A 20,390-nucleotide genomic window follows, 5' to 3' on the forward strand; every position below is an offset into this window, starting at 1 on the left:
ACCGAGCATGCTGCACAGCCACCTGACCACACTCAATGCCGTTTCGCTGATCCTCAAGGTGTTCGAGGAGGACGGCGTGACGCCGCAACAGATGCTCGCCGGCAGCGGCATTGGTGCGGCGGACCTCGGCCACGCCGACGCCCGTATCACCACCCAGCAAGAGTTGCAGGTGTGCGCCAATGCCGTGGCACGCCGCGAGGACATCGGCCTGGAGTTAGGCCGACGCATGCACGTGTCGTGCTACGGGATGCTCGGTTACGCACTGCTCTCCAGTGCCACTTTGGGTGACGCCCTGCGCCTGGCGCTGCAATTTCCGGCACTGTTGGGAACCGTCTTCCAACTGCGTCTGGTCGATGATGGCCAGCGTATCTGGCTCAGCGCCAGCGAACACTACGATGCACCAGGACTGGCGGCATTCAACGCCGAGTTTTGCCTGACCTCGCTCAAGGTGATCTGCGACGACCTGCTCGGCCGCCCACTGCCCCTGCTGGCGGCCCGCTTCGAACATGCACGCCCCAGTTACCACACGCTCTATGCCAGTGCATTCCAGTGCCCGCTGGGGTTCGAGGCACGTGACAACGCCTTCGCCTTCGAACGCCGCTGGCTGGACACGCCGTTACCGCTGGCCGACCCGATCACCCACAAGGCAATGGGCGAACGCTGCCGTCGCCTGAACCTTGAGTTCACCGGGCGCCAGGCTTGGCTGGGGCGTATTCGCCAACGCTTGCAACAGCAGTTGGACGCAGCGCCGGGGCTGGAGGGGCTGGCGCGGCAGATGAACTGTTCCTCGCGTACCTTACGCCGACACTTGCAGGCACTGGGCAGCAGTTATCAACAGTTGCTGGACGAATTGCGCTTCGAGCGGGCCAAGCAATTGCTGGCCGAAGACCAAATGCCGATCTACCAGATTGCCGAGACCCTGGGGTTCAGCGAAACCGCCAGTTTCAGGCATGCGTTTCAGCGCTGGAGCGGTGTCGCTCCTAGTCATTTCCGGGGTTGATCGGCACTTGCCGGCAACTAGGCCGGCGAGGATGACTTGGCCACATCGATCCCCTTTTGGCCGTTTGGACCGTCCCCCGGTTTGCCGCCCGCCCAGCAGAATTGGCTTCACGCCAGCCCTACTGGAGAACAACAAATGCTGACGATCTATTCCGATGACCATCGCCTGCACCACGGCCGCTGCGAGCTGATCGACGGCCAGTTGATGCCATGCTTCGAAATGCCCTCGCGCGCCGACCATGTACTTGAGCAAGTGAAGCGACGCAACCTCGGTGCGGTCCAGGGACCGACCGATTTCGGCCGTGCGCCGATCCAGCGCATCCACAGCGCCGACTACCTGAATTTCTTCGAAGGCGCCTGGGCCCGCTGGGCCTCCCTGGGCCACGATGGCGACCTGCTGCCGTTCACCTGGCCGGCCCGCACCCTGCGCCACATCAAGCCCACCGGCCTGCACGGCGAGCTGGGCTACTACAGCTTCGATGCCGGCGCCCCGATCACTGCCGGTACCTGGCAAGCGGCCTACAGCGCAGCGCAAGTGGCCCTCACCGCCCAGGCCGCGATCCAGCAAGGCGCCCATGCGGCGTTCGCCCTGTGCCGCCCCCCAGGGCACCACGCGGGCGCCGAAGTGATGGGAGGCTATTGCTACCTGAACAACGCCGCCATCGCGGCCCAGGCATTCCTCGACCAAGGCCGGCGCAAGGTGGCCATTCTGGATGTCGACTACCACCACGGCAACGGCACCCAGGACATCTTCTACACGCGCAACGATGTGTTCTTCGCCTCGATCCACGGCGACCCGCAGGACGAATTCCCGTTCTTCCTGGGTTACGCCGACGAAACCGGCGAAGGCCAGGGCGAAGGCTGCAACATCAACTACCCGCTGCCCGCTGGCAGCGACTGGGCGGCCTGGAGCGCGGCCCTGGAGGACGCCTGCCAACGCATCGCCGACTACGACGCCGAGGTACTGGTGGTGTCGCTGGGGGTCGACACGTTCAAGGACGATCCAATCTCGCAGTTCAAGCTGGACAGCCCAGACTATCTACAAATGGGCCAGCGCATCGCCCAACTCGGCAAGCCAACCTTGTTCGTGATGGAGGGCGGCTACGCTGTGGAAGAAATCGGCATCAACGCCGTCAATGTGCTGGAAGGCTTCCAGCGCGCCCTGCCAGGAGCCTGATCATGGTCCGCTTCAAGCGTCTGCTCGCCCCGCTCGTCACCGCCAGCCTACTGGCCGGCGCCCTGCACGCCCATGCCGACCAGCGCACCCTGAGGGTGTACAACTGGTTCGACTACATCACCCCGCAGACCCTCACCGACTTCCAGAAGGACAGTGGGGTGAAGCTGGTGTACGACATCTTTGACACCAACGAGGCACTGGAGGCCAAGCTGCTGACCGGTAACTCCGGCTACGATGTGGTGGTGCCGTCCAACGTGTTCCTGGCCAAGCAGATCGAAGCCGGGGTGTTCCAGCCGCTTGACCGCAGCAAGCTGCCCAACTGGCAGCACCTGGATCCAGCGCTGATGAAGCTGATCGAAGCCAACGACCCAGGCAACAAGTTCGCCGTGCCCTACATGTATGGCACCGTGCTGATCGGTTTCAACCCAGCCAAGGTCAAGGCCGCGCTGGGCGAGGATGCCCCCGTGGACAGCTGGGACCTGATCTTCAAGGAAGAGAACATCGCCAAGCTCAAGCAATGCGGGGTGGCACTGCTCGACTCACCGTCGGAGATCCTGCCGCTGGCGCTGGCATACCTGGGCCTGGACCCTAACAGCGGCAAGCCGGCCGATTACCAGAAGGCCCAGGACCTGTTGCTGAAGATTCGCCCCAACGTCACCTACTTCCACTCCTCCAAGTACATGGCCGACATTGCCAATGGCGATATCTGCGTGGCAGTCGGCTATTCGGGCAGCTTCTCCCAAGCGGCCAACCGCGCACGCGAGGCCAACAATGGCGTGGTGGTGGACATGCGCCTGCCCAAGGAGGGCGCGCCGATCTGGTTCGACATGCTGGCGATTCCGAAGAACGCCACCAACCCCGAGGATGCGCACGCCTTCATCAACTACCTGCTGCGGCCTGAAGTGATCGCCCCGATCAGCGACTTCGTCGGCTACCCGAACCCGAACAAGGACGCCACCGACAAGGTCAGCCCGGCGATCCGTAACAACCCCAACCTGTACCCGACGCCCGAGGCTATGGCCAAGCTGTATACCCTCAAGCCCTTGCCGCGTGATGCCGAGCGTGCGCGAACCCGCGCCTGGACCAAGATCAAGTCCGGGACCTGAGGCGCTTGCTGCGCGGTGGTTCGGGATGCCGGCCACCGCGCGCGGCCAGTTGCATCATCCGTTACGCCAGGCCTTGCGCAATTTCATCAAGGCCTCGGCGATCTCCCCCTCCGGCACTGCCGCAAATCCCAGCACCAGCCCTGCCCGCTCATCCACAGGCACTTCGCTGTCCTCCAGCCAGTAGCTGCTCAGCGGATTGACCTCCACGCCAACCGCTTCGGCGCGCGCCACCAGGTCCTGCTCCCGCGCCAAGTTATCCACAGGCACTTTCACATGCAGCCCTGCCGCCACCTGCGGCATGCTGCCAAGCCCCTCCACCTCCTGCGGCCAGCCAGCCTGCAAGACGTTGCGCCGAGCCAGTGCCGCACGACGCATCCGCCGAATATGCCGCTGAAAGTGGCCCTGAGCCATGAACTGCGCCATCACGCACTGCGTACTCACCTCCGAATGCCTTACCGCCAGCGCCTTGCCACGGGCAAACGCCTGTGCAAGGTGCTGCGGCAGCACCAGGTAACCCAGGCGCAGCGCGGGAAAGGCGATCTTGCCGAATGTGCCGACGTACAGCACACGGCCCTGGCGATCGAGGGCGGCCAGTGGCGCCAATGGCGCGCCGCTGTAGCGGTACTCGCCGTCGTAGTCATCTTCGATGATCCAGCCATCCTGGCGCTCGGCCCAGGCCAGCAGCGCCAAGCGCCGGGCCAGGCTCATGGTCACCCCAGTCGGATATTGATGCGCAGGGGTCACGTAGGCCAGTCGGCAGTCCCTCAAGCCGACAAGCTGCGCGCAATCCATGCCCTCGCCATCCACCGCCACGCCCCTTACTTGCGCCCCCGCCAAGGCAAAGGCGTTGCCAGCGGCGCGATACCCCGGGTTTTCCACAGCCACGCCGTCACCTGGCTGCAACAGCAGCTGTGCACAAAGGCTGATGGCCTGTTGCGCGCCACTGGTGATCACAATTTGTTCAGCCGTGCAGGAAAGGCCACGCGAGCGCCGTAGGTACGTCGCGATCAGTTCGCGCAGTTGCGGCTCTCCGGCGGGGTCGCCATAACCGAGCAGCGAAGGCGCGGGATTTCGCCAGAAACCCGCTTGTAGCTTGGCCCAGGCCTCGAATGGGAACAGGTCGAACGCCGGCACGCCCACCCGAAAAGCCCGTGGCGCACCCGTTCGTGGCAACGGTAGATGGTGTTTATTGAGGCGTTGCAAGGGCTCGCTGGAGGGTGTCGAACTGGATGAATCCTCAGTATCACAAGCCTGAAATGTGGATAACTCTGTTGATAAGCCTAGGGATAACCCTGTGGATACTTGTGTGGATAGTTTCGGCAGCTGGCTCACGTAGGTGCCGTCGCCCACCCGACTTTCGATGTAGCCCTCGGCGTACAACTGGTCATAGGCACGTACCACGCTGTTGCGCGACAACGCCAGGATCGCGGCCAGGTCCCGCGTCGCGGGTAACCGCGTACCGCTGCCCAGGCGCCCGTCCAGTACCCGCGCACGCAACGCCTGGTACAGCTGCTGGCTGAGGCCGCGGCGGCGGTCGAGCACCAGGCCGGTCGGGTCGAAAGGCAGTGCATGGGATCGCTCGGTCATGGCATTGGACCTGTCAAAACAGTCATTAATGGCTCTTACACAGAGCCAATAGCCTGCCTAGGATACCGCTACAGCACAAGGAACAGCGGCATGTACAACAGCAAACCTCATCAGGAACACGATCTGAATCGCCTGCATCAGCACATGCTCGACACCCGCCTGGCAATGCTGGTCAGCCACGGCGAACAGGGTTTGCTGGCAAGCCATCTGCCGGTGCTGGTGGTCACCGACGAAGGCGCATTCGGCACCGTCTACGCACACCTCGCCCGGGCCAATCGTCAGTGGCAGGACCTGGAGCGCGGGGCGCAGGCGCTGTTGGTGTTCCCCGGCGCCGACGCCTACGTCAGCCCCAGCTACTACCCAAGCAAGGCCGACAACCCCAAGGTCGTACCGACCTGGAACTACACCGCCGTGCACGCCTATGGGCCCATCGAGGTGATCCACGCGGCCTCGCCGCTGCTGGACATCGTCAGCCGCCTGACAGAGCGCCATGAGCAGGGCCGCGATCCCCCCTGGCGCGTCGCTGATGCACCCACTGACTACCTCGACGGCATGCTACGCGCCATCGTCGGCATCCGCCTGCCCATCGCGCGCCTGCAAGGCGCGCGCAAGCTCAGCCAGAACCGCTCAGCGCAGGACATCGCTGGCGTGCGTGAAGGCCTGGGCGCAAGCTCCGACTACCTGGACAACCAACTCGCCGCGCAGATGCGCGACCTCTGAAGGAAACCGCCCATGACCCGCGTCACCTTGCGCCCGGTTAGCATCGACGACCACGCCGCCTGGCTGCCCCTTTGGCAGGCCTATCTGCGTTTCTACCAGACCGAACTGGCTGAAGAGGTCAGCGCCACGACCTGGAAACGCCTGCTCGACCCCAGCGAGCCGACCCACTCGACCCTGGCCTGGGTCGATGGCAAGGCGGTGGGCATGGTCAACTTCATCTACCATCGCTCCAACTGGAGCATTGAGCATTCCTGCTACTTGCAGGACCTGTACGTGGACACCGCAGTACGCGGGCTGGGCATCGGTCGCCAATTGATTGAGCAGGTGTACGCCACGGCCAAGGCCGATGGCTGCATCAAGGTGCACTGGCTGACCCACGAAACCAACGCCACCGCCATCGGCCTGTACGAGCAGGTCGCCGAACGGCCGGGCTTCATTCAATTCCGCAAAGGGTTGTAAGCCGATCATGACCGACGTATTGAACTGGAAACCAGCCGCCACGCCCAACGCCGAGCCCCTCGAAGGTCGCTTCATCCGCCTGGAAAAACTCGACCCCGCTCGGCATGCCGACGATCTCTGGCACGTGTTGCAGGGGCCAGGCTCGGACCCAGTGCTGTGGGACTACCTGCCCTATGGCCCATTCCACGAGCGTGCCAGCTTCGACCGTTGGCTACAGGGCAATGCCGCCAGCCGTGACCCGCTGTTCTACAGCGTCATCGACCGCACCAGCGGCCAGGTGCAGGGCATCCTCAGCTACATGTCCATCGTGCCCGAGCAAGGCCGTTTCGAAATTGGCCATATCGCCTTCGGCGCGGCCATGCAGCGCACCGCCAAAGGCACCGAGGCCGTGTACTTGCTGGGCAAGCTCGGTTTCGAACTGGGCAACCGCCGCCTGGAATGGAAATGCAATGACGCCAACGCCCGCTCCAAGCGCGCCGCCGAGCGCTTCGGCTTCGTCTTCGAAGGGGTGTTTCGCCAGCACATGGTCGTCAAGGACCGCAACCGGGATACCGCCTGGTATTCGATCACCGACGCTGAATGGCCAGCGCTGGCGGCAGGCTTCGAGCGCTGGCTGAGCGCGGACAACCAGCGCCCCGAGGGCCAGGCGCAAACATTGGAGGCTTGTCGTAAGTCCAGGTAGGTGCGGCCTTGCCGCTCAAGATGCAGCTTCCTTAAAAAAAGGGGAGCATTCGCTCCCCAGAGGTTAACCGCTTGCAGATGAGGGCTTGCTGTTTAGCCCTCGATCTCGATCAGGATCTCGCCCGGGGTGACCCGGTCGCCCTTGGCCACGTGGATGGCCACGACCTTGCCAGCGATAGCCGCCTGGACTTCGGTCTCCATCTTCATGGCTTCGGTGATCAACACCGCCTGGCCGGCCTTGACCACGTCGCCTTCCTTGACCAGCACATCGACGATGTTGCCCGGCATGCTGGTGCTGACGTGGCCCGGCGCACTGGCCTGCTTGCGCTTGCTGCCGCCGCCGCCAACGAAGTCGTTGAGCGGCTCGAACACCACTTCTTCCGGCATGCCGTCGATCGACAGGTAGAAGTGACGCTTGCCCTCGGCCTTGACGCCTACACCAGTGATGTCGACGCGGTAGGTTTCACCATGTACGTCGATGACGAACTCGGTCGGCACGCCTTCACCGCCGACCGTGGCCGCAGCGCCCGCTTCCGGGATCGGCAGCAGCGCTTCTGGGGTCAGGGTGCCGGCTTCGCGCTCCTCCAGGAACTTACGCCCGATGTCCGGGAACATGGCGAACGTCAGCACATCTTCTTCACTGCGGGCCAGGGCACCGATGTCGGCGCGCAGCTTGGCCATTTCCGGCTTGAGCAGGTCGGCCGGGCGTACGTCGATCACCTCTTCGCTGCCGATGGCCTGGCGGCGCAGCTGCTCGTTGACCACGCCTGGGGCCTTGCCGTAACCACCTTGCAGATACAGCTTCACCTCGTTGGTGATGGTCTTGTAGCGCTCGCCAGCCAGCACGTTGAAGAACGCCTGGGTGCCGACGATCTGCGAGGTCGGCGTCACCAACGGCGGGAAGCCGAGGTCTTCACGCACCCGTGGGATCTCCGCCAGCACTTCGTTCATGCGGTTGAGCGCGCCCTGCTCCTTGAGCTGGTTGGCCAGGTTGGAAATCATCCCGCCCGGCACCTGGTTGACCTGCACGCGGGTATCCACGGCGGTGAACTCGCTCTCGAACTGGTGGTACTTCTTGCGCACGGCATAGAAGTACAGGCCGATCTCTTGCAGCAGTTCAAGGTCCAGGCCGGTATCGAACTCGCTGCCCTTGAGCGCGGCAACCATCGATTCGGTGCCTGGGTGGCTGGTGCCCCAGGCGAAGCTGGAGATGGCGGTGTCGATGTGGTCGGCGCCGTTTTCCACGGCCTTGAGCTGGCACATGGCAGCCAGGCCGGCGGTGTCGTGGGAATGGATGAACACCGGCAGCGATTGCTCGGCCTTCAGCGCCTTGACCAGTTCGCCAGCGGCGAACGGGGTGAGCAGACCGGCCATGTCCTTGATCGCCACCGAATCGCAACCCATGGCTTCCATCTGCTGGGCCTGTTTCACGAAGGCATCGATGGTGTGCACGGGGCTGACGGTGTAGGCGATGGTGCCCTGGGCATGCTTGCCCGCAGCCTTGACTGCTTCGATGGCCACGCGCAGGTTACGCACGTCGTTCATGGCGTCGAAGATGCGGAACACGTCGATGCCGTTGACCGCAGCCTTGGCCACGAAGGCCTTGACCACGTCGTCGCTGTAGTGACGGTAGCCCAGCAGGTTCTGGCCACGCAGGAGCATCTGCAGACGGGTATTAGGCAGCGCCGCACGCAGCTTGCGCAGGCGCTCCCACGGATCTTCCTTGAGGAAGCGCACGCAGGCGTCGAACGTCGCGCCACCCCAGACTTCCAGCGACCAGTAGCCGACTTTGTCGAGCTTGTCGCAAATCGGCAGCATGTCTTCGGTGCGCATACGGGTGGCCAGCAGGGACTGGTGGGCGTCACGCAGGATCGTGTCGGTAACAAAGATTTTCTTGGACATTCTTATCTCCTCGTAGCGGCAAGCTTGAAGCTACAAGCCGCAAGAAAAAGCCGATCCGCTTTTGCTTGCAGCTTGGCGCTTATCGCTTGCAGCTGCATTCAAAGGCCTGCGTGGGCGGCGATGGCGGCGGCGATGGCCAGGGCCAGCTCTTCGGGTTTGCGCTTGATCGAATAGTTGGTCAGTTCAGGGTGGCTTTCGACGAAGCTGGTGTTGAACTGGCCGCTACGGAATTCCGGGTTGCGCAGGATTTCCTGGTAGTACGCGGCGGTGGTCTTCACGCCTTGCACGCGCATGTCGTCCAGGGCCCGCAGGCCACGGTCCATGGCTTCTTCCCAGGACAGCGCCCAGACCACGAGTTTCAGGCACATGGAGTCGTAGAACGGTGGAATGGTGTAGCCGGTATAGATGGCCGTGTCGGTGCGCACGCCCGGACCGCCGGGGGCGTAGTAACGGGTGATCTTGCCGAAGCTGGGCAGGAAGTTGTTCTTCGGGTCCTCGGCGTTGATACGAAACTGCAACGCGAAACCACGGTGCTGAATGTCTTCCTGCTTGACCGACAGCGGCAGGCCCGAGGCGATGCGGATCTGCTCACGGACGATGTCGATACCGGTGATTTCCTCGGTGATGGTGTGCTCCACCTGCACCCGGGTGTTCATTTCCATGAAGTACACCTCGCCATCGGCGAGCAGGAACTCCACGGTACCGGCATTCTCGTAGTCCACCGCCTTGGCCGCACGCACGGCCAGGTCGCCGATGTAGGCACGCTGCTCGGGCGTGAGCTGCGGGCTCGGGGCGATTTCGATGAGTTTCTGGTTGCGGCGCTGGATCGAACAATCGCGCTCGAACAGGTGCACCACGTTGCCAAAGCTGTCACCGAGGATCTGCGCCTCGATGTGCTTGGGATTGACGATACATTTTTCCAGGAACACTTCGGCCGAGCCGAAGGCCTTGGTGGCTTCGGAGATGACGCGAGGGAAATTCTGTTCTAGCTCCTCACGGCTGTTGCAACGGCGGATACCGCGCCCGCCACCGCCAGAGGTGGCCTTGAGCATGACCGGGTAACCAATGCGGTCGCCTTCGCGCAGGGCTTCATGGATATCGGCCACGTTGCCTTCGGTACCGGGTGTCACCGGGACCCCCGCCGCGATCATGGTGCGGCGCGCTTCGGTCTTGTCGCCCATGCGGCGAATCACCTCGGCGGCCGGGCCGATGAACTTGATGCCGCGCTCGGCGCAGATTTCCGCCAGTTCGGCGTTTTCCGACAGGAAACCGTAGCCCGGGTGCAGGGCGTCACAGCCAGTTTCCACAGCGAGGTTCACCAGCTTGCGCGGGTTCAGGTAGCCGGCCAGTGGCTCGGCACCGATGCTGTAGGCCTCGTCGGCGCGCTTGACGTGCAAGGCATGACGGTCGGCGTCGGAATAGATCGCGACAGAGCGAATGCCCATCTCGGCGCAGGCCCGCACGATGCGAACTGCGATTTCACCCCGGTTGGCGATCAGGATTTTTTTTATCACTGGAGTCTTCCCAAAGCCGTAGGAACAGTCGACCCGGTTCTACCGGTCGGCGCGTGACCAGACGCTGCTGGCCAGTCGCACATTCACCCTAGCGCTGACGGAAGATAAACAAAAATCAATATTTGTTAGAGGCTGTATTAGCAAAAGCTTATAGTTAGGTAACAAGGTTTTGCCAATGGCGGGAAAAATATGCGTAAGTCTTTGATGCGTATGACTTTACGTCAGCTTCAGATTTTCAACGAAGTGTGTGATTTGCGCTCCTACAGCCGTGCCGCCGAGGAGATGGCGCTGACGCAACCCGCCGTTAGTCTACAGATCCGCCAGCTCGAAGAACTGGTGGGCCAGCCCCTGTTCGAGTACGTCGGCAAGAAGCTCTACCTGACCGAAGCCGCCGAAGCCTTGCAACGCGCCAGCCGCGACATCTTCGGGCGCCTGGAGAATCTCGACATGCAGCTGTCGGACATGCAGGGCTCACTGCAAGGACAGCTCAAACTGGCGATCGAATCCAGCGCCAAGTACTTCGTGCCACACCTGTTCGCCGCCTTCAAGCAACGCCACCCGGAGGTCAACCTGACCCTCACCGTGGTTAACCGCGCCCAAGCGATACGGCGCCTTTCGGACAACCGTGACGACCTGATCATCATGTCGATGGTGCCTCAAGACATGGGCCTGGAGTTTCTCCCATTTCTGAATAACCCAATCGTTGCGGTGGCACCGCCGAACCATCCGTTGTGCACGCTCGAGCACCTGCGCCTGCAGGACCTGGAGCCTCATACACTGTTGGTTCGCGAACAGGGTTCAGGCACGCGCAAGGCCTGCGAGGAGTTCTTCAAGGACAAGCGCGTGCACTTCACCCAGACCCTCGAAGTCGCCTCCAACGACGCCCAACGCGAATGCGTGGTGGCGGGCCTGGGCATCGCCTTGCTGACGCGCCATGCGGTCAACATGGAACTGGCCACAGGCGTGCTGCGCGAGCTGCCGGTCGAAGAGCTGCCGCTTTACCGCAGCTGGTGCCTGGTGCAGTCCAAGAGCAAGCGGCAATCGCCGGTGGCGTTGGCGTTCCAGGCGTTCATCCGCGGCGAACGTGCGCAGATCAGCGGGCTTGTTGAACGTTTCTCGGGGAAGTTGCCGCCGATACCTGCCACACCGTAATGTCTTGCAGGTCGGGGTAGTCGGCGATCTCGCGCAGCAGCTGGCGCTGGTCGCAGTAGCTTTCGATGGCGCGGCGGAACTCCATACGGCGCTGGTCCTTTTCCTGCTGCTTGCGAGCCTTGGCGTTGGGTTGGTACGAACCGTCTTGTTGATCGCGTGCCATTGCCTGTCTCCCAGATAGGATGTGGGAGTTCAGGATGGCAATGGGGGTTTACGGTTTGACGGTGCAATGGTGACAGAACGGTGAAATTTCGTTCGCCTGGGCCGGCCTCTTAGCGGCACTCCGGCAAGCCCGCGCCCGCGACGATTGCAGGGCCGTTAGGGCAGCGGTTCAGGCCGAAATCAGTCGTCTGTAGCCTTGATCGACTTAGGCGACAAACGCAGGCTGCGCAAGCTGCGCTTGACGCTCTTGAGGTGATTCACCAGGCTCGGACCGCGCGCCATGGCAACGCCCATGGCCAGCACGTCGATCACCACCAGATGGGCAATACGCGAGGTCAGCGGGGTGTAGATTTCGGTGTCTTCATGCACGTCGATGGCCAAGTTGACCGTCGACAGCTCGGCCAGCGGGGTCTGGCTCGGGCACAGGGTAATCAGCGTAGCGCCGCTCTCGCGTACCAGGTTGGCCGAGATCAGCAGGTCCTTCGAACGCCCCGATTGCGAGATGCACACGGCCACGTCACCCGGCTTGAGGGTCACCGCCGACATGGCCTGCATGTGCGGGTCGGAATACGCGGCCGCACTGAGCAGCAGGCGGAAGAACTTGTGCTGGGCATCGGCAGCCACGGCACCGGAAGCGCCAAAGCCGTAGAACTCAACACGCTGCGCCTGGGACATGGCGGTCACCGCCTGCTGCAACGCGAGCGGATCGAGGTGCTCACGCACCTCCATCAGGGTATGCAGGGTCGTATCGAAGATCTTCAGGCTGTAGTCGGCGACCGAGTCGTCTTCATGGATCGCGAACTGACCAAAACTGGCGCCCGCCGCCAGGCTTTGCGCCAGCTTGAGCTTGAGGTCCTGGAAGCCCGAGCACCCAATTGCCCGGCAGAAGCGCACGATGGTCGGCTCGCTAATGCCTACGCTATGCGCCAGATCGGCCATCGAGCTGTGCATGACGGCAGCCGGATCGAGCAGCACGTGGTCGGCCACTTTGAGTTCCGATTTGCGCAGCAGGTGGCGCGATTGGGCGATATGTTGCAACAGATTCACGGGCGGGACTCGGTTATGATCGGCTGGCCGGGATGTAGCTTTCTTGTAGTTATACTACATGCTTGCCAACCCGCCCAGTTAAACGAACGTGGAGAGTGGCGGTTTGACTATTCCTTGCGACATCCTGGTCTTTGGCGGCACGGGCGATCTTGCCCTACACAAACTGCTGCCAGCGCTCTATCACCTGTATCGTGAGGCTCGTCTGCACAACGCCGTGCGGATCATCGCCCTGGCTCGGCGGCCCTTGCCGCGCAACGACTACGTCAAACTCGCCGAACGCCACTGCCGGGCTCAGATCGCGCGCCAGGATTTCGACGAGGACGTCTGGCGGCGCTTTTGCGCGCGGCTCGACTACTTCCCGATGGACGCGATGCAAAGCGCCGACTTCGGTCGCCTGGCACGCTACCTGGGCGAACCTGGAGGGCTGACCCGGATCTACTACCTGGCCACCGCGCCGCAGTTGTTCGTGCCAATCGCCAACCACCTGCGCATCGCCGGCCTGGCCGACGCCGAAGCGCGCATCGTGCTGGAGAAACCCATCGGCCACTCACTGGAATCGGCCACCGCCATCAACCAGGCGATCGGCGCGGTGTTCGAGGAGTCCCAGGTGTTTCGCATCGACCACTACCTGGGCAAGGAAACCGTGCAGAACCTCATGGCCCTGCGCTTTGCCAACGCCCTGCTGGAGCCGGTCTGGCGCAACGGCCAGGTAGACCATGTGCAGATCAGCGTGTGCGAGACGCTCGGCGTGGAAAACCGTGGCGCCTACTACGACCGTGCGGGCGCCACGCGCGACATGTTGCAGAACCACCTGCTGCAACTGCTGTGCTTGGTGGCGATGGAGCCTCCGGCGCAGTTCGAGGCCGAGGCGGTGCGCGACGAAAAAGTGAAGATTCTGCGGGCGCTCAAACCCATCACCGGCCAGGACGTGCAGGACACGACCGTGCGCGGCCAGTACCACGCGGGCAAGATCGGCGGCCAGGAAGTGCCGGCGTACTACTTCGAAAAAGACGTGGACAACGACAGCGACACCGAGACGTTCGTGGCCATGCAGGTGCACATCGACAACTGGCGCTGGGCCGGCGTGCCGTTCTACCTGCGTACCGGCAAGCGCATGGCTCGGCGTTCATCACAGATCGTCATCCAGTTCAAACCAGTGCCCCACGAACTGTTCAATGGCGGCCAGGCCAACCAGTTGATCATCCAGTTACAACCGGACGAACGCATCAGCCTGCGCATGATGACCAAGAGCCCTGGCAAAGGCATGCGCCTGGCTCCGGTGGAGCTGGACCTGAACCTTGCCCAGGCGTTCGCCCAGACCCGTCGTTGGGAGGCCTATGAGCGCCTGCTGCTGGATGTACTGGCGGGCGACTCGACGCTGTTCATGCGCCGCGACGAGGTCGAGGCGGCCTGGGCCTGGATCGACCCGATCCTGCAGGGCTGGGAAGCACATTTCCAGGCCCCGCGCCCCTACCCGGCCGGCAGCAACGGCCCCGAGCAGGCCAACAGCCTACTGGCACGTCATGGCCTGACCTGGCACCCCTAGGCTTTTCAGAGCCAATCGGTGCGCGGGCGGTTGAGCAGCGCCTCGAAGGCACCAGGGTCGACAGGCCGGCTGATGAGGTAGCCTTGCACCTCGTCGCAGCCGTGCTCGCGCAAGAACGCCAGTTGTTCCGGGGTTTCCACACCCTCGGCCACCACTTTGAGTTCCAGGCTCTTGGCCATGGCGATGATCGCCCGGGTGATGGCGGCATCCTGGCTGCCTTCGAGCAAGCCGCGAATGAATGCCTGATCGATCTTCACGTAGTCCACCGGGAAGCGCTTGAGATAGCTCAGTGACGAGTACCCCGTACCGAAATCATCGATGGCGAGCTTCACGCCAAGGGCATGCAACTGCTCGAACGCCGCGATGATGTGCTCAACGCTGTCCAGCAACTGGCTCTCGGTCAGTTCCAATTCCAGCAGGTGCGGCGCCAGCCCTGACTCTTGCAGGACCTGCCGGACCAGACTGACCAATTTACCCTGGCGCAACTGATACACCGACAGGTTGACCGACACCCGAATTTCCATGCCCTGGCGGCGCCATTCACAGGCCTGCGAGCACGCCTGGCGCAGGACGAACTCACCCATCGGTGCGATCAATCCGGTCTCCTCGGCCAGACCGATGAACTCGCCGGGCGGCACCATACCCCACGTCGGATGCTGCCAACGCACCAGAGCCTCGGCGGCGTGCAATTGGCCCGTACGCAGGCACAGCTTGGGTTGGTAGTAGACCAGCAACTGGCGCTCGTCGATGGCCTTGCGCAACTGGTTTTCCAGTTGCAGGCGCTCCAGCGTGCTGGCGCGCAGGCTCTCAGTGTAGAACTGGAAGTTATCCCCCCCCAGATGCTTGGCGTGCTGCTTGGCCATGTCGGCCTGGCCGACCAGTGCGTTGAGATCGAAATTGCCGTCAGCCAACAGACTGATGCCCACCGACGCACTGACCACCAGCTCATGCCCCCCTAGCCGTTGCGGCACACGTAGCTTGTCGAGCAGGCGCGTGGTGACGCGCACCAGGCTGGACAGGTTGGTGTAGCCATCGAACAGGATCGCGAACTCATCGCCCGACAGACGTGCCACCGTGTCAGCCTCGGGCACGGCATTGGCGATGCGCTGGGCCATTTTCTTCAGCAGTTGGTCGGCCAACTCATGGCCGAGGCTTTCATTGAGCAACTTGAAGCGATCCAGGTCGACGTGCAGCAAGGCCAGGCTACGGCCATTCGAACGCATGCGCTGCGCGCCCTCGTGCAGACGCAGGCGGAACAGCGCACGGTTGGCGAGGCCGGTGAGGTCGTCGTAATGGGCCAGGTAGCGCAGCCGCTCCTCCGACTCGCGGCGGGCCGACAGGTCGGTGTAGAAGCCGACAATGCTGGCGATTGCGCCGCGCGCATCGCGCACGCTGTTGAGCTGCAACCATTGCGGGTAAAGCTCGCCGTTCTTGCGCGCTTCCACCAACTCGCCCTGCCAACGCCCCTGCTGCTCCAACGCCTGGTCGATGGCATGGCTGTGGCGCCGCGCGTCGCGGCTGCACGACAGCTCCAGCGCGTTGCGCCCGATCAACTCGGCGCGTACGTACCCGGTCACGTCGCAGAAGGTCTGGTTGACCGCCAACAGCTTGTACTGCGGATCGAGAATCGCGATGCCTTCGCTGGCCGCCTCGAACACCGTCGCCGCCAAGCGTTGCTGCTCCTCCTGCGCCTTGCGCACGGAGATGTCGCAACGGGTGCCAAGCATGCGCAGCACCTTGCCGTCGGCATCACGCTCCACCGCCCGGCCGCGGTCCTCAATCCAGCACCAGTGGCCCTGGGCATGGCGTACCCGGTACTCCACCCGATAATCGTCGGTACGCCCCTTGAGGTGCTCGACCAGGGTCCGGCGTAACACCGGCAGGTCGTCTGGGTGCAAGCGCGGCTTGAGGTCGGCACGTACCGAGCGAACCTGCTCGGCATCCAGGCCGAACAGCGCATGCAGCTGAGTGTGGTGCACCTCGTCGGTGGCCAGGTTCCAGTCCCACAAGCCCAGCTCGCTGGCATCGAGCGCGAGCGCCAGGCGTTGCTCGCTCTTGCTCAGGGCCTGATTGGCCAAGTCCAGTTCATGACTGCGCTGGGCCACGCGCTGTTCAAGGCCTGCCTGGGCCTTGCGCAGTTCCTCTTCCGCCAGGCGACGCTGGCGCACCTCGGCGCTGAGCTGATGGTTGAGGTCCTCGGCGTGACGCTGGGCGGACTGCAGGTGCTCGATCAGCGACTGATTCTGGAAACGCCGCAGCAAGCTGCGCTCGAACAGCCGATTGACCTGCCACGCGACCACCACCAGCGCACCCAGCAGGAACAGGCCCAACCAGCCCCACCCACGCTGCTGGCCAGCATCATAGAAGAACAGGTACGCCACCGGCGGCAGCAGGCAGGGTATGGCAAAGCTGAGAAACGCCGGCAGGCTGACCGCATAGGCGACGCTGGCCGAAAGCGCCGCAGCGCCCAGCAAACCGAACACCCAGGCCTGCTGCACGAAGTTATCCACAGGCACCAGCGCGATCGCCGCACAGGCCAGGGTCAGGCCGCTGAACGCAGAGCCGGCCAGGAACATCCGCCACCAAGTAGGCTGGGCCTGGCGCGCCGGGGCAGCGGCCTCGAACGCCGCCACCTGGATCACCCGCAGCGCCACCAGCGCAAGCAACCAGACCACCCAGACGCTGACCAGCAGGTAGCGCTCAGGGGCCCATAACAGCCAGGCACAGAGCAGGCCGTTGAGCAGCATGAACAGCGTGGGCAGGAGCGATCCTTGGTACAACAGGCGGGTGCGCTCGATCGACAGCTCGGTGGCGAATCGCCGGCGAACGCTCCGTGTCGTCTGCGGCGGTACTCCCACCGCCATGCAATCCTGGGTCATATGGCTGGTTTCTTGTTGTGTTCTTGATATGGCTGACCGCAAATGTGCAGGGAGCATACACAAGCGTCGCGCCGGACCAAACTGCTGTACGTCATGATCTCGAAAATGTCTCGCCCGTCTAAGTGCGACCGCTCAACCACGCGGCCCGCGCTGGCACACCGATGAACGGTCGAGCCGACGCCGGATGATTTACGCAGGGGGCGTTTGCCCCTGCCCCCCGCACGGCCCTAGAATGGCTGGATGCACACAGATGACCTCTCCCTCCTGCTGAACTCCCTCAACGACGCTCAACGCCAGGCCGTAGCGGCCCCGGTGGGGCGCCAACTCGTGCTGGCCGGCGCTGGCTCGGGCAAGACCCGCGTGCTGGTGCACCGTATCGCCTGGCTGATCCAGGTCGAACAGGCCTCGCCGCACTCGATCTTGTCGGTGACCTTCACCAACAAGGCCGCCGCCGAGATGCGCCAGCGTATCGAGCAACTGCTGGGCATCAACCCGGCCGGCATGTGGGTAGGCACGTTCCACGGCCTGGCGCACCGCCTGTTGCGCGCGCACTGGCAGGAAGCGGGGCTGGCGCAGAATTTCCAGATTCTCGACAGCGACGACCAACAGCGCTTGATCAAGCGCGTGATGCGTGAGCTCGGTCTGGATGAGCAGAAATGGCCGGCCCGTCAGGCCCAGTGGTTCATCAACGGGCAGAAGGACGAGGGCCTGCGCCCGCGCCATATCCAAGCCAGTGGCGACCTGTTCCTGAGCACCATGCGCGATGTCTACGCCGCCTACGAGCAGGCCTGCGAGCGCGCCGGGGTGATCGACTTCTCCGAGCTGCTGCTGCGTGCACTCGACCTGTGGCGTGACCAGCCTGGCCTGCTGCAGCACTACCAGCGCCGCTTCCGCCATATTCTGGTGGACGAGTTCCAGGATACCAACGCCGTGCAGTACGCCTGGCTGCGCCTGCTCGGCGCCGGGGGCGACAGCCTCATGGCGGTGGGTGACGACGACCAGTCGATTTACGGCTGGCGCGGGGCGAAGATCGAGAACATCCATCAGTACACCGCCGACTTCCCCGACGCAGAGATGATCCGCCTGGAGCAGAACTACCGCTCCACCGGCGGCATCCTAAAGGCCGCCAACGCCCTGATCGCCAACAACAGTGGCCGCCTGGGCAAGGAGCTGTGGACCGACATGGGCGAAGGCGAGCCGCTGACGCTCTACGCCGCCTACAACGAGCACGACGAAGCGCGCTACGTGGTCGAGACCATCGAAAGCCTGATCAAGCAAGGCAACGCGCGTAACGAAGTAGCCATCCTGTACCGCTCCAACGCCCAGTCGCGGGTGCTCGAAGAGGCCCTGCTGCGCGAGCGCATTCCATACCGCATCTATGGCGGCCAGCGCTTCTTCGAACGTGCCGAAATCAAGAACGCCATGGCCTACCTGCGCCTGCTCGAAGGCCGCGGCAACGACGCAGCGCTCGAACGGGTCATCAACGTGCCGCCTCGTGGCATTGGCGAGAAGACCGTCGAGGCGATCCGCGACCACGCCCGCCACAGCCAGCTATCGATGTGGGAAGCCATGTGCCAGTTGCTCGCTGCCAAGGCCCTCAAGGGCCGTGCCGCCAGCGCGTTGGGCGCGTTCATCGAACTGATCGAGAGCCTCGCGGCGAAAGTCGCGGACATGCCGCTGCACCTGATGACCCAGACGGTCATCGAGCAGTCCGGGCTGATCATCTATCACCAGGAAGAAAAGGGCGAGAAAGGCCAGGCACGCGTAGAAAACCTTGAGGAACTGGTCAGCGCAGCGCGCAACTTCGAGACCACCGACGAGGACGAAGACTTGTCGCCGTTGTCGGCCTTCCTGGGTCATGCCTCGCTCGAAGCCGGCGACACCCAGGCCGACGAACATGAAGACAGCATCCAGCTCATGACCCTGCACAGTGCCAAGGGTCTCGAGTTCCACTATGTATTCCTGGTCGGCATGGAAGAGGGCCTGTTCCCGCACAAGATGAGCCTCGAAGAACCGGGCCGCCTTGAAGAAGAGCGTCGCCTGGCCTACGTCGGCATCACCCGGGCCATGCGCCAGCTGATCATGACCTATGCCGAAACCCGCCGTCTGTATGGCAGCGAGACCTATAACAAGGTGTCGCGCTTCGTGCGCGAGATTCCGCCGGGGCTGGTGCAGGAAGTGCGCCTGTCCAATAGCGTCAGCCGTCCGTTCGGCGGTGCCAAGGCGCCGGCCAGCAATCTGTTCGCCAATGCCAATATTCCGCAGACGGCCTTCAACCTCGGCCAGCGCGTGCAGCATGCTGTGTTCGGCGAAGGCGTGATCCTCAACTTCGAGGGTTCTGGCGCCCAGGCCCGCGTGCAGGTGAACTTCGCCGAAGGCAGCAAGTGGCTGATGCTGGGTTACGCCAAGCTCGAAGCCCTCTGAGGTGCGCCCGCTCCGTTGGAGCGGGCCCGCCGCCTTTGTTGAACCTTCATACAGCCGCTGTCCAACTTTCCGACTGTTAGGCAAAAGCTCGAAACATCTTGTCGCTGGTCATGTCTGCCCCTTCATGTGCACCATGGCGCGCGTGCAATCCACAAAATGGGAACCCCCAACTTATGCAACGTTTTCTTAGCATCGCTCTGGCGCTCTGCGTCAGCCTGACGCTGAGCCTCGACGCCAACGCCGCCAAGCGCTTCGGTGGCGGCAAGAGCTCGGGCTCCGCGCCGATCCACCAAACCCGCCAGGCCGCACCGGCCACGCCAGCTGCCGCCCCGACCGCTCCGGGCCGTGCCCCAGCCGCCGCCAGCGGCGCTTCGCGCTGGTTGGGCCCTCTGGCCGGTATCGCCGCCGGTGGCCTGCTGGCCTCCATGTTCATGGGTGACGGCTTCGAGGGTATGCAGATCCTCGACTTCCTGCTGATGGGCCTGGTTGCCTTCCTGGTGTTCCGCTTCATTGCCGCGCGTCGTCGTCAGCAGCAGCCGCAAGTCGCTGCCGCCGGCCACGCGCCGTATCAGCGTGAAGTGCAGCCTCAGGCCGCACCGCAGTCGATCTTCGGTGGTTCCGCAGCCCCTGCTGCCGCCCCAGTGATCAATGCGCCAGCCTGGTTCAACGAAGCCAGCTTCCTGGCCGCCGCCCGTTCGCACTTCCAGTCGCTGCAGCAGCACTGGGACGCCAACGAGATGGACAAGATCGCCGAATTCGTCACTCCGCAGATGCTTGAGTTCCTCAAGCGCGAGCGTGCCGAGCAAGGCGATGGCTTCCAGTCCACCTACATCGACGACCTTGATGTGCAACTGGAAGGCGTCGAAGATCGCGCCGACAAGACCATCGCCACCCTCACCTTCCGTGGCGTGTCGAAGTCCTCGCGTTTCGACCAAGGCGAAGCGTTCAACGAAAGCTGGCACATGGAACGCGCCCAGGGCGAAAACCAGCCCTGGATGCTGGCCGGTATCCGCCAGAACGGTTAACCGCCGCACG

Annotated in this window: 16 protein-coding genes; 10 read left to right on the plus strand and 6 right to left on the minus strand. The window is 63.4% G+C overall.

Going from position 1 to position 20,390, the window contains the following annotated elements; genetic code table 11:
• Positions 1-7: 7 nt before the first annotated feature.
• The 3 genes from FEM01_RS17420 to FEM01_RS17430 all read left to right on the plus strand — a co-directional run bounded on the left by FEM01_RS17420 (position 8) and on the right by FEM01_RS17430 (position 3,282).
• The gene (locus tag FEM01_RS17420) at positions 8-1,000 is read left to right on the plus strand and encodes an AraC family transcriptional regulator (protein ID WP_138220723.1); all 993 of its coding nucleotides are present in this window, start codon (positions 8-10) and stop codon (positions 998-1,000) included.
• 135 nt (positions 1,001-1,135) lie between these two features.
• Positions 1,136-2,176 (plus strand): histone deacetylase family protein, encoded by a 1,041-nt coding sequence (locus tag FEM01_RS17425; protein WP_138220724.1) that lies wholly within the window; start codon positions 1,136-1,138, stop codon positions 2,174-2,176.
• Between the two features lie 2 nt (positions 2,177-2,178).
• Complete coding sequence (locus FEM01_RS17430; protein WP_138220725.1) at positions 2,179-3,282, plus strand: extracellular solute-binding protein; 1,104 nt, start codon at positions 2,179-2,181, stop codon at positions 3,280-3,282.
• 54 nt (positions 3,283-3,336) lie between these two features.
• Here the strand turns inward: FEM01_RS17430 and FEM01_RS17435 are convergent, their stop codons facing one another.
• Positions 3,337-4,869: a PLP-dependent aminotransferase family protein gene (locus tag FEM01_RS17435; RefSeq protein WP_138220726.1), complete on the minus strand. Its 1,533-nt coding sequence runs from the start codon at positions 4,867-4,869 to the stop codon at positions 3,337-3,339.
• Positions 4,870-4,959: 90 nt separating this feature from the next.
• Between FEM01_RS17435 and FEM01_RS17440 the strand changes: the two genes are divergently transcribed.
• Genes FEM01_RS17440 through FEM01_RS17450 form a run of 3 tightly spaced genes read left to right on the plus strand, consistent with a single transcriptional unit; the run spans position 4,960 to position 6,730 of the window.
• Positions 4,960-5,589: an FMN-binding negative transcriptional regulator gene (locus tag FEM01_RS17440; RefSeq protein WP_138220727.1), complete on the plus strand. Its 630-nt coding sequence runs from the start codon at positions 4,960-4,962 to the stop codon at positions 5,587-5,589.
• Positions 5,590-5,601: 12 nt separating this feature from the next.
• On the plus strand, positions 5,602-6,048 hold the full coding sequence (locus FEM01_RS17445; RefSeq protein WP_138220728.1) for a GNAT family N-acetyltransferase: 447 nt from the start codon (positions 5,602-5,604) through the stop codon (positions 6,046-6,048).
• A gap of 7 nt (positions 6,049-6,055) precedes the next feature.
• Entirely contained in the window at positions 6,056-6,730 is a 675-nt protein-coding gene (locus tag FEM01_RS17450) for a GNAT family N-acetyltransferase (RefSeq protein ID WP_138220729.1), read from the plus strand.
• A 92-nt stretch (positions 6,731-6,822) separates the two neighbouring features.
• Here the strand turns inward: FEM01_RS17450 and oadA are convergent, their stop codons facing one another.
• On the minus strand, positions 6,823-8,631 hold the full coding sequence (oadA, locus tag FEM01_RS17455) for a sodium-extruding oxaloacetate decarboxylase subunit alpha (protein WP_138220730.1): 1,809 nt from the start codon (positions 8,629-8,631) through the stop codon (positions 6,823-6,825).
• Between the two features lie 98 nt (positions 8,632-8,729).
• Positions 8,730-10,145 carry an acetyl-CoA carboxylase biotin carboxylase subunit gene (locus FEM01_RS17460; RefSeq protein ID WP_138220731.1) on the minus strand — a complete coding sequence of 472 codons (1,416 nt, stop codon included), beginning with the start codon at positions 10,143-10,145 and terminating at the stop codon, positions 8,730-8,732.
• Between the two features lie 189 nt (positions 10,146-10,334).
• Between FEM01_RS17460 and FEM01_RS17465 the strand changes: the two genes are divergently transcribed.
• Positions 10,335-11,297 (plus strand): LysR family transcriptional regulator, encoded by a 963-nt coding sequence (locus tag FEM01_RS17465; protein ID WP_138220732.1) that lies wholly within the window; start codon positions 10,335-10,337, stop codon positions 11,295-11,297.
• Here FEM01_RS17465 and FEM01_RS17470 read toward each other — a convergent pair.
• Both FEM01_RS17470 and hexR read right to left on the minus strand, forming a co-directional pair.
• Positions 11,239-11,460: a PA3496 family putative envelope integrity protein gene (locus tag FEM01_RS17470; RefSeq protein WP_138220733.1), complete on the minus strand. Its 222-nt coding sequence runs from the start codon at positions 11,458-11,460 to the stop codon at positions 11,239-11,241. The two genes, FEM01_RS17465 and FEM01_RS17470, sit on opposite strands and share 59 nt — an antisense overlap.
• A 179-nt stretch (positions 11,461-11,639) precedes the next feature.
• Positions 11,640-12,506: a transcriptional regulator HexR gene (hexR, locus tag FEM01_RS17475; RefSeq protein ID WP_138220734.1), complete on the minus strand. Its 867-nt coding sequence runs from the start codon at positions 12,504-12,506 to the stop codon at positions 11,640-11,642.
• 103 nt (positions 12,507-12,609) lie between these two features.
• On the opposite strand from hexR, the gene zwf reads away from it, so the two are divergent.
• Positions 12,610-14,052, plus strand: coding sequence for a glucose-6-phosphate dehydrogenase (zwf, locus tag FEM01_RS17480; RefSeq protein WP_138220735.1), 1,443 nt, complete (start codon positions 12,610-12,612; stop codon positions 14,050-14,052).
• 5 nt (positions 14,053-14,057) lie between these two features.
• Here the strand turns inward: zwf and FEM01_RS17485 are convergent, their stop codons facing one another.
• A complete protein-coding gene (locus tag FEM01_RS17485; protein WP_240791768.1) occupies positions 14,058-16,931 on the minus strand; it encodes a putative bifunctional diguanylate cyclase/phosphodiesterase in 2,874 nt (957 codons plus the stop codon).
• Positions 16,932-17,171: 240 nt separating this feature from the next.
• Between FEM01_RS17485 and uvrD the strand changes: the two genes are divergently transcribed.
• Complete coding sequence (gene uvrD / locus FEM01_RS17490) at positions 17,172-19,355, plus strand: DNA helicase II (protein ID WP_138220737.1); 2,184 nt, start codon at positions 17,172-17,174, stop codon at positions 19,353-19,355.
• Positions 19,356-19,528: 173 nt separating this feature from the next.
• On the plus strand, positions 19,529-20,380 hold the full coding sequence (locus FEM01_RS17495) for a Tim44 domain-containing protein (protein WP_138220738.1): 852 nt from the start codon (positions 19,529-19,531) through the stop codon (positions 20,378-20,380).
• The last annotated feature ends 10 nt before the right edge of the window (positions 20,381-20,390 follow it).

The sequence above is a fragment of the Pseudomonas mosselii genome (assembly GCF_005796105.1).
Taxonomy (GTDB): domain Bacteria; phylum Pseudomonadota; class Gammaproteobacteria; order Pseudomonadales; family Pseudomonadaceae; genus Aquipseudomonas; species Aquipseudomonas mosselii_C.

Coding starts and splice junctions, on each gene's coding strand:
- oadA (WP_138220730.1), bottom strand. CDS start 8,631: ATGTCCAAGAAAATCTTTGTTACCGACACGATCCTGCGTGACGCCCAC.
- FEM01_RS17430 (WP_138220725.1), top strand. CDS start 2,179: ATGGTCCGCTTCAAGCGTCTGCTCGCCCCGCTCGTCACCGCCAGCCTA.
- FEM01_RS17425 (WP_138220724.1), top strand. CDS start 1,136: ATGCTGACGATCTATTCCGATGACCATCGCCTGCACCACGGCCGCTGC.
- FEM01_RS17420 (WP_138220723.1), top strand. CDS start 8: ATGCTGCACAGCCACCTGACCACACTCAATGCCGTTTCGCTGATCCTC.
- FEM01_RS17445 (WP_138220728.1), top strand. CDS start 5,602: ATGACCCGCGTCACCTTGCGCCCGGTTAGCATCGACGACCACGCCGCC.
- FEM01_RS17485 (WP_240791768.1), bottom strand. CDS start 16,931: ATGACCCAGGATTGCATGGCGGTGGGAGTACCGCCGCAGACGACACGG.
- FEM01_RS17450 (WP_138220729.1), top strand. CDS start 6,056: ATGACCGACGTATTGAACTGGAAACCAGCCGCCACGCCCAACGCCGAG.
- FEM01_RS17435 (WP_138220726.1), bottom strand. CDS start 4,869: ATGACCGAGCGATCCCATGCACTGCCTTTCGACCCGACCGGCCTGGTG.
- FEM01_RS17465 (WP_138220732.1), top strand. CDS start 10,335: ATGCGTAAGTCTTTGATGCGTATGACTTTACGTCAGCTTCAGATTTTC.
- FEM01_RS17495 (WP_138220738.1), top strand. CDS start 19,529: ATGCAACGTTTTCTTAGCATCGCTCTGGCGCTCTGCGTCAGCCTGACG.
- uvrD (WP_138220737.1), top strand. CDS start 17,172: ATGCACACAGATGACCTCTCCCTCCTGCTGAACTCCCTCAACGACGCT.
- FEM01_RS17470 (WP_138220733.1), bottom strand. CDS start 11,460: ATGGCACGCGATCAACAAGACGGTTCGTACCAACCCAACGCCAAGGCT.
- FEM01_RS17440 (WP_138220727.1), top strand. CDS start 4,960: ATGTACAACAGCAAACCTCATCAGGAACACGATCTGAATCGCCTGCAT.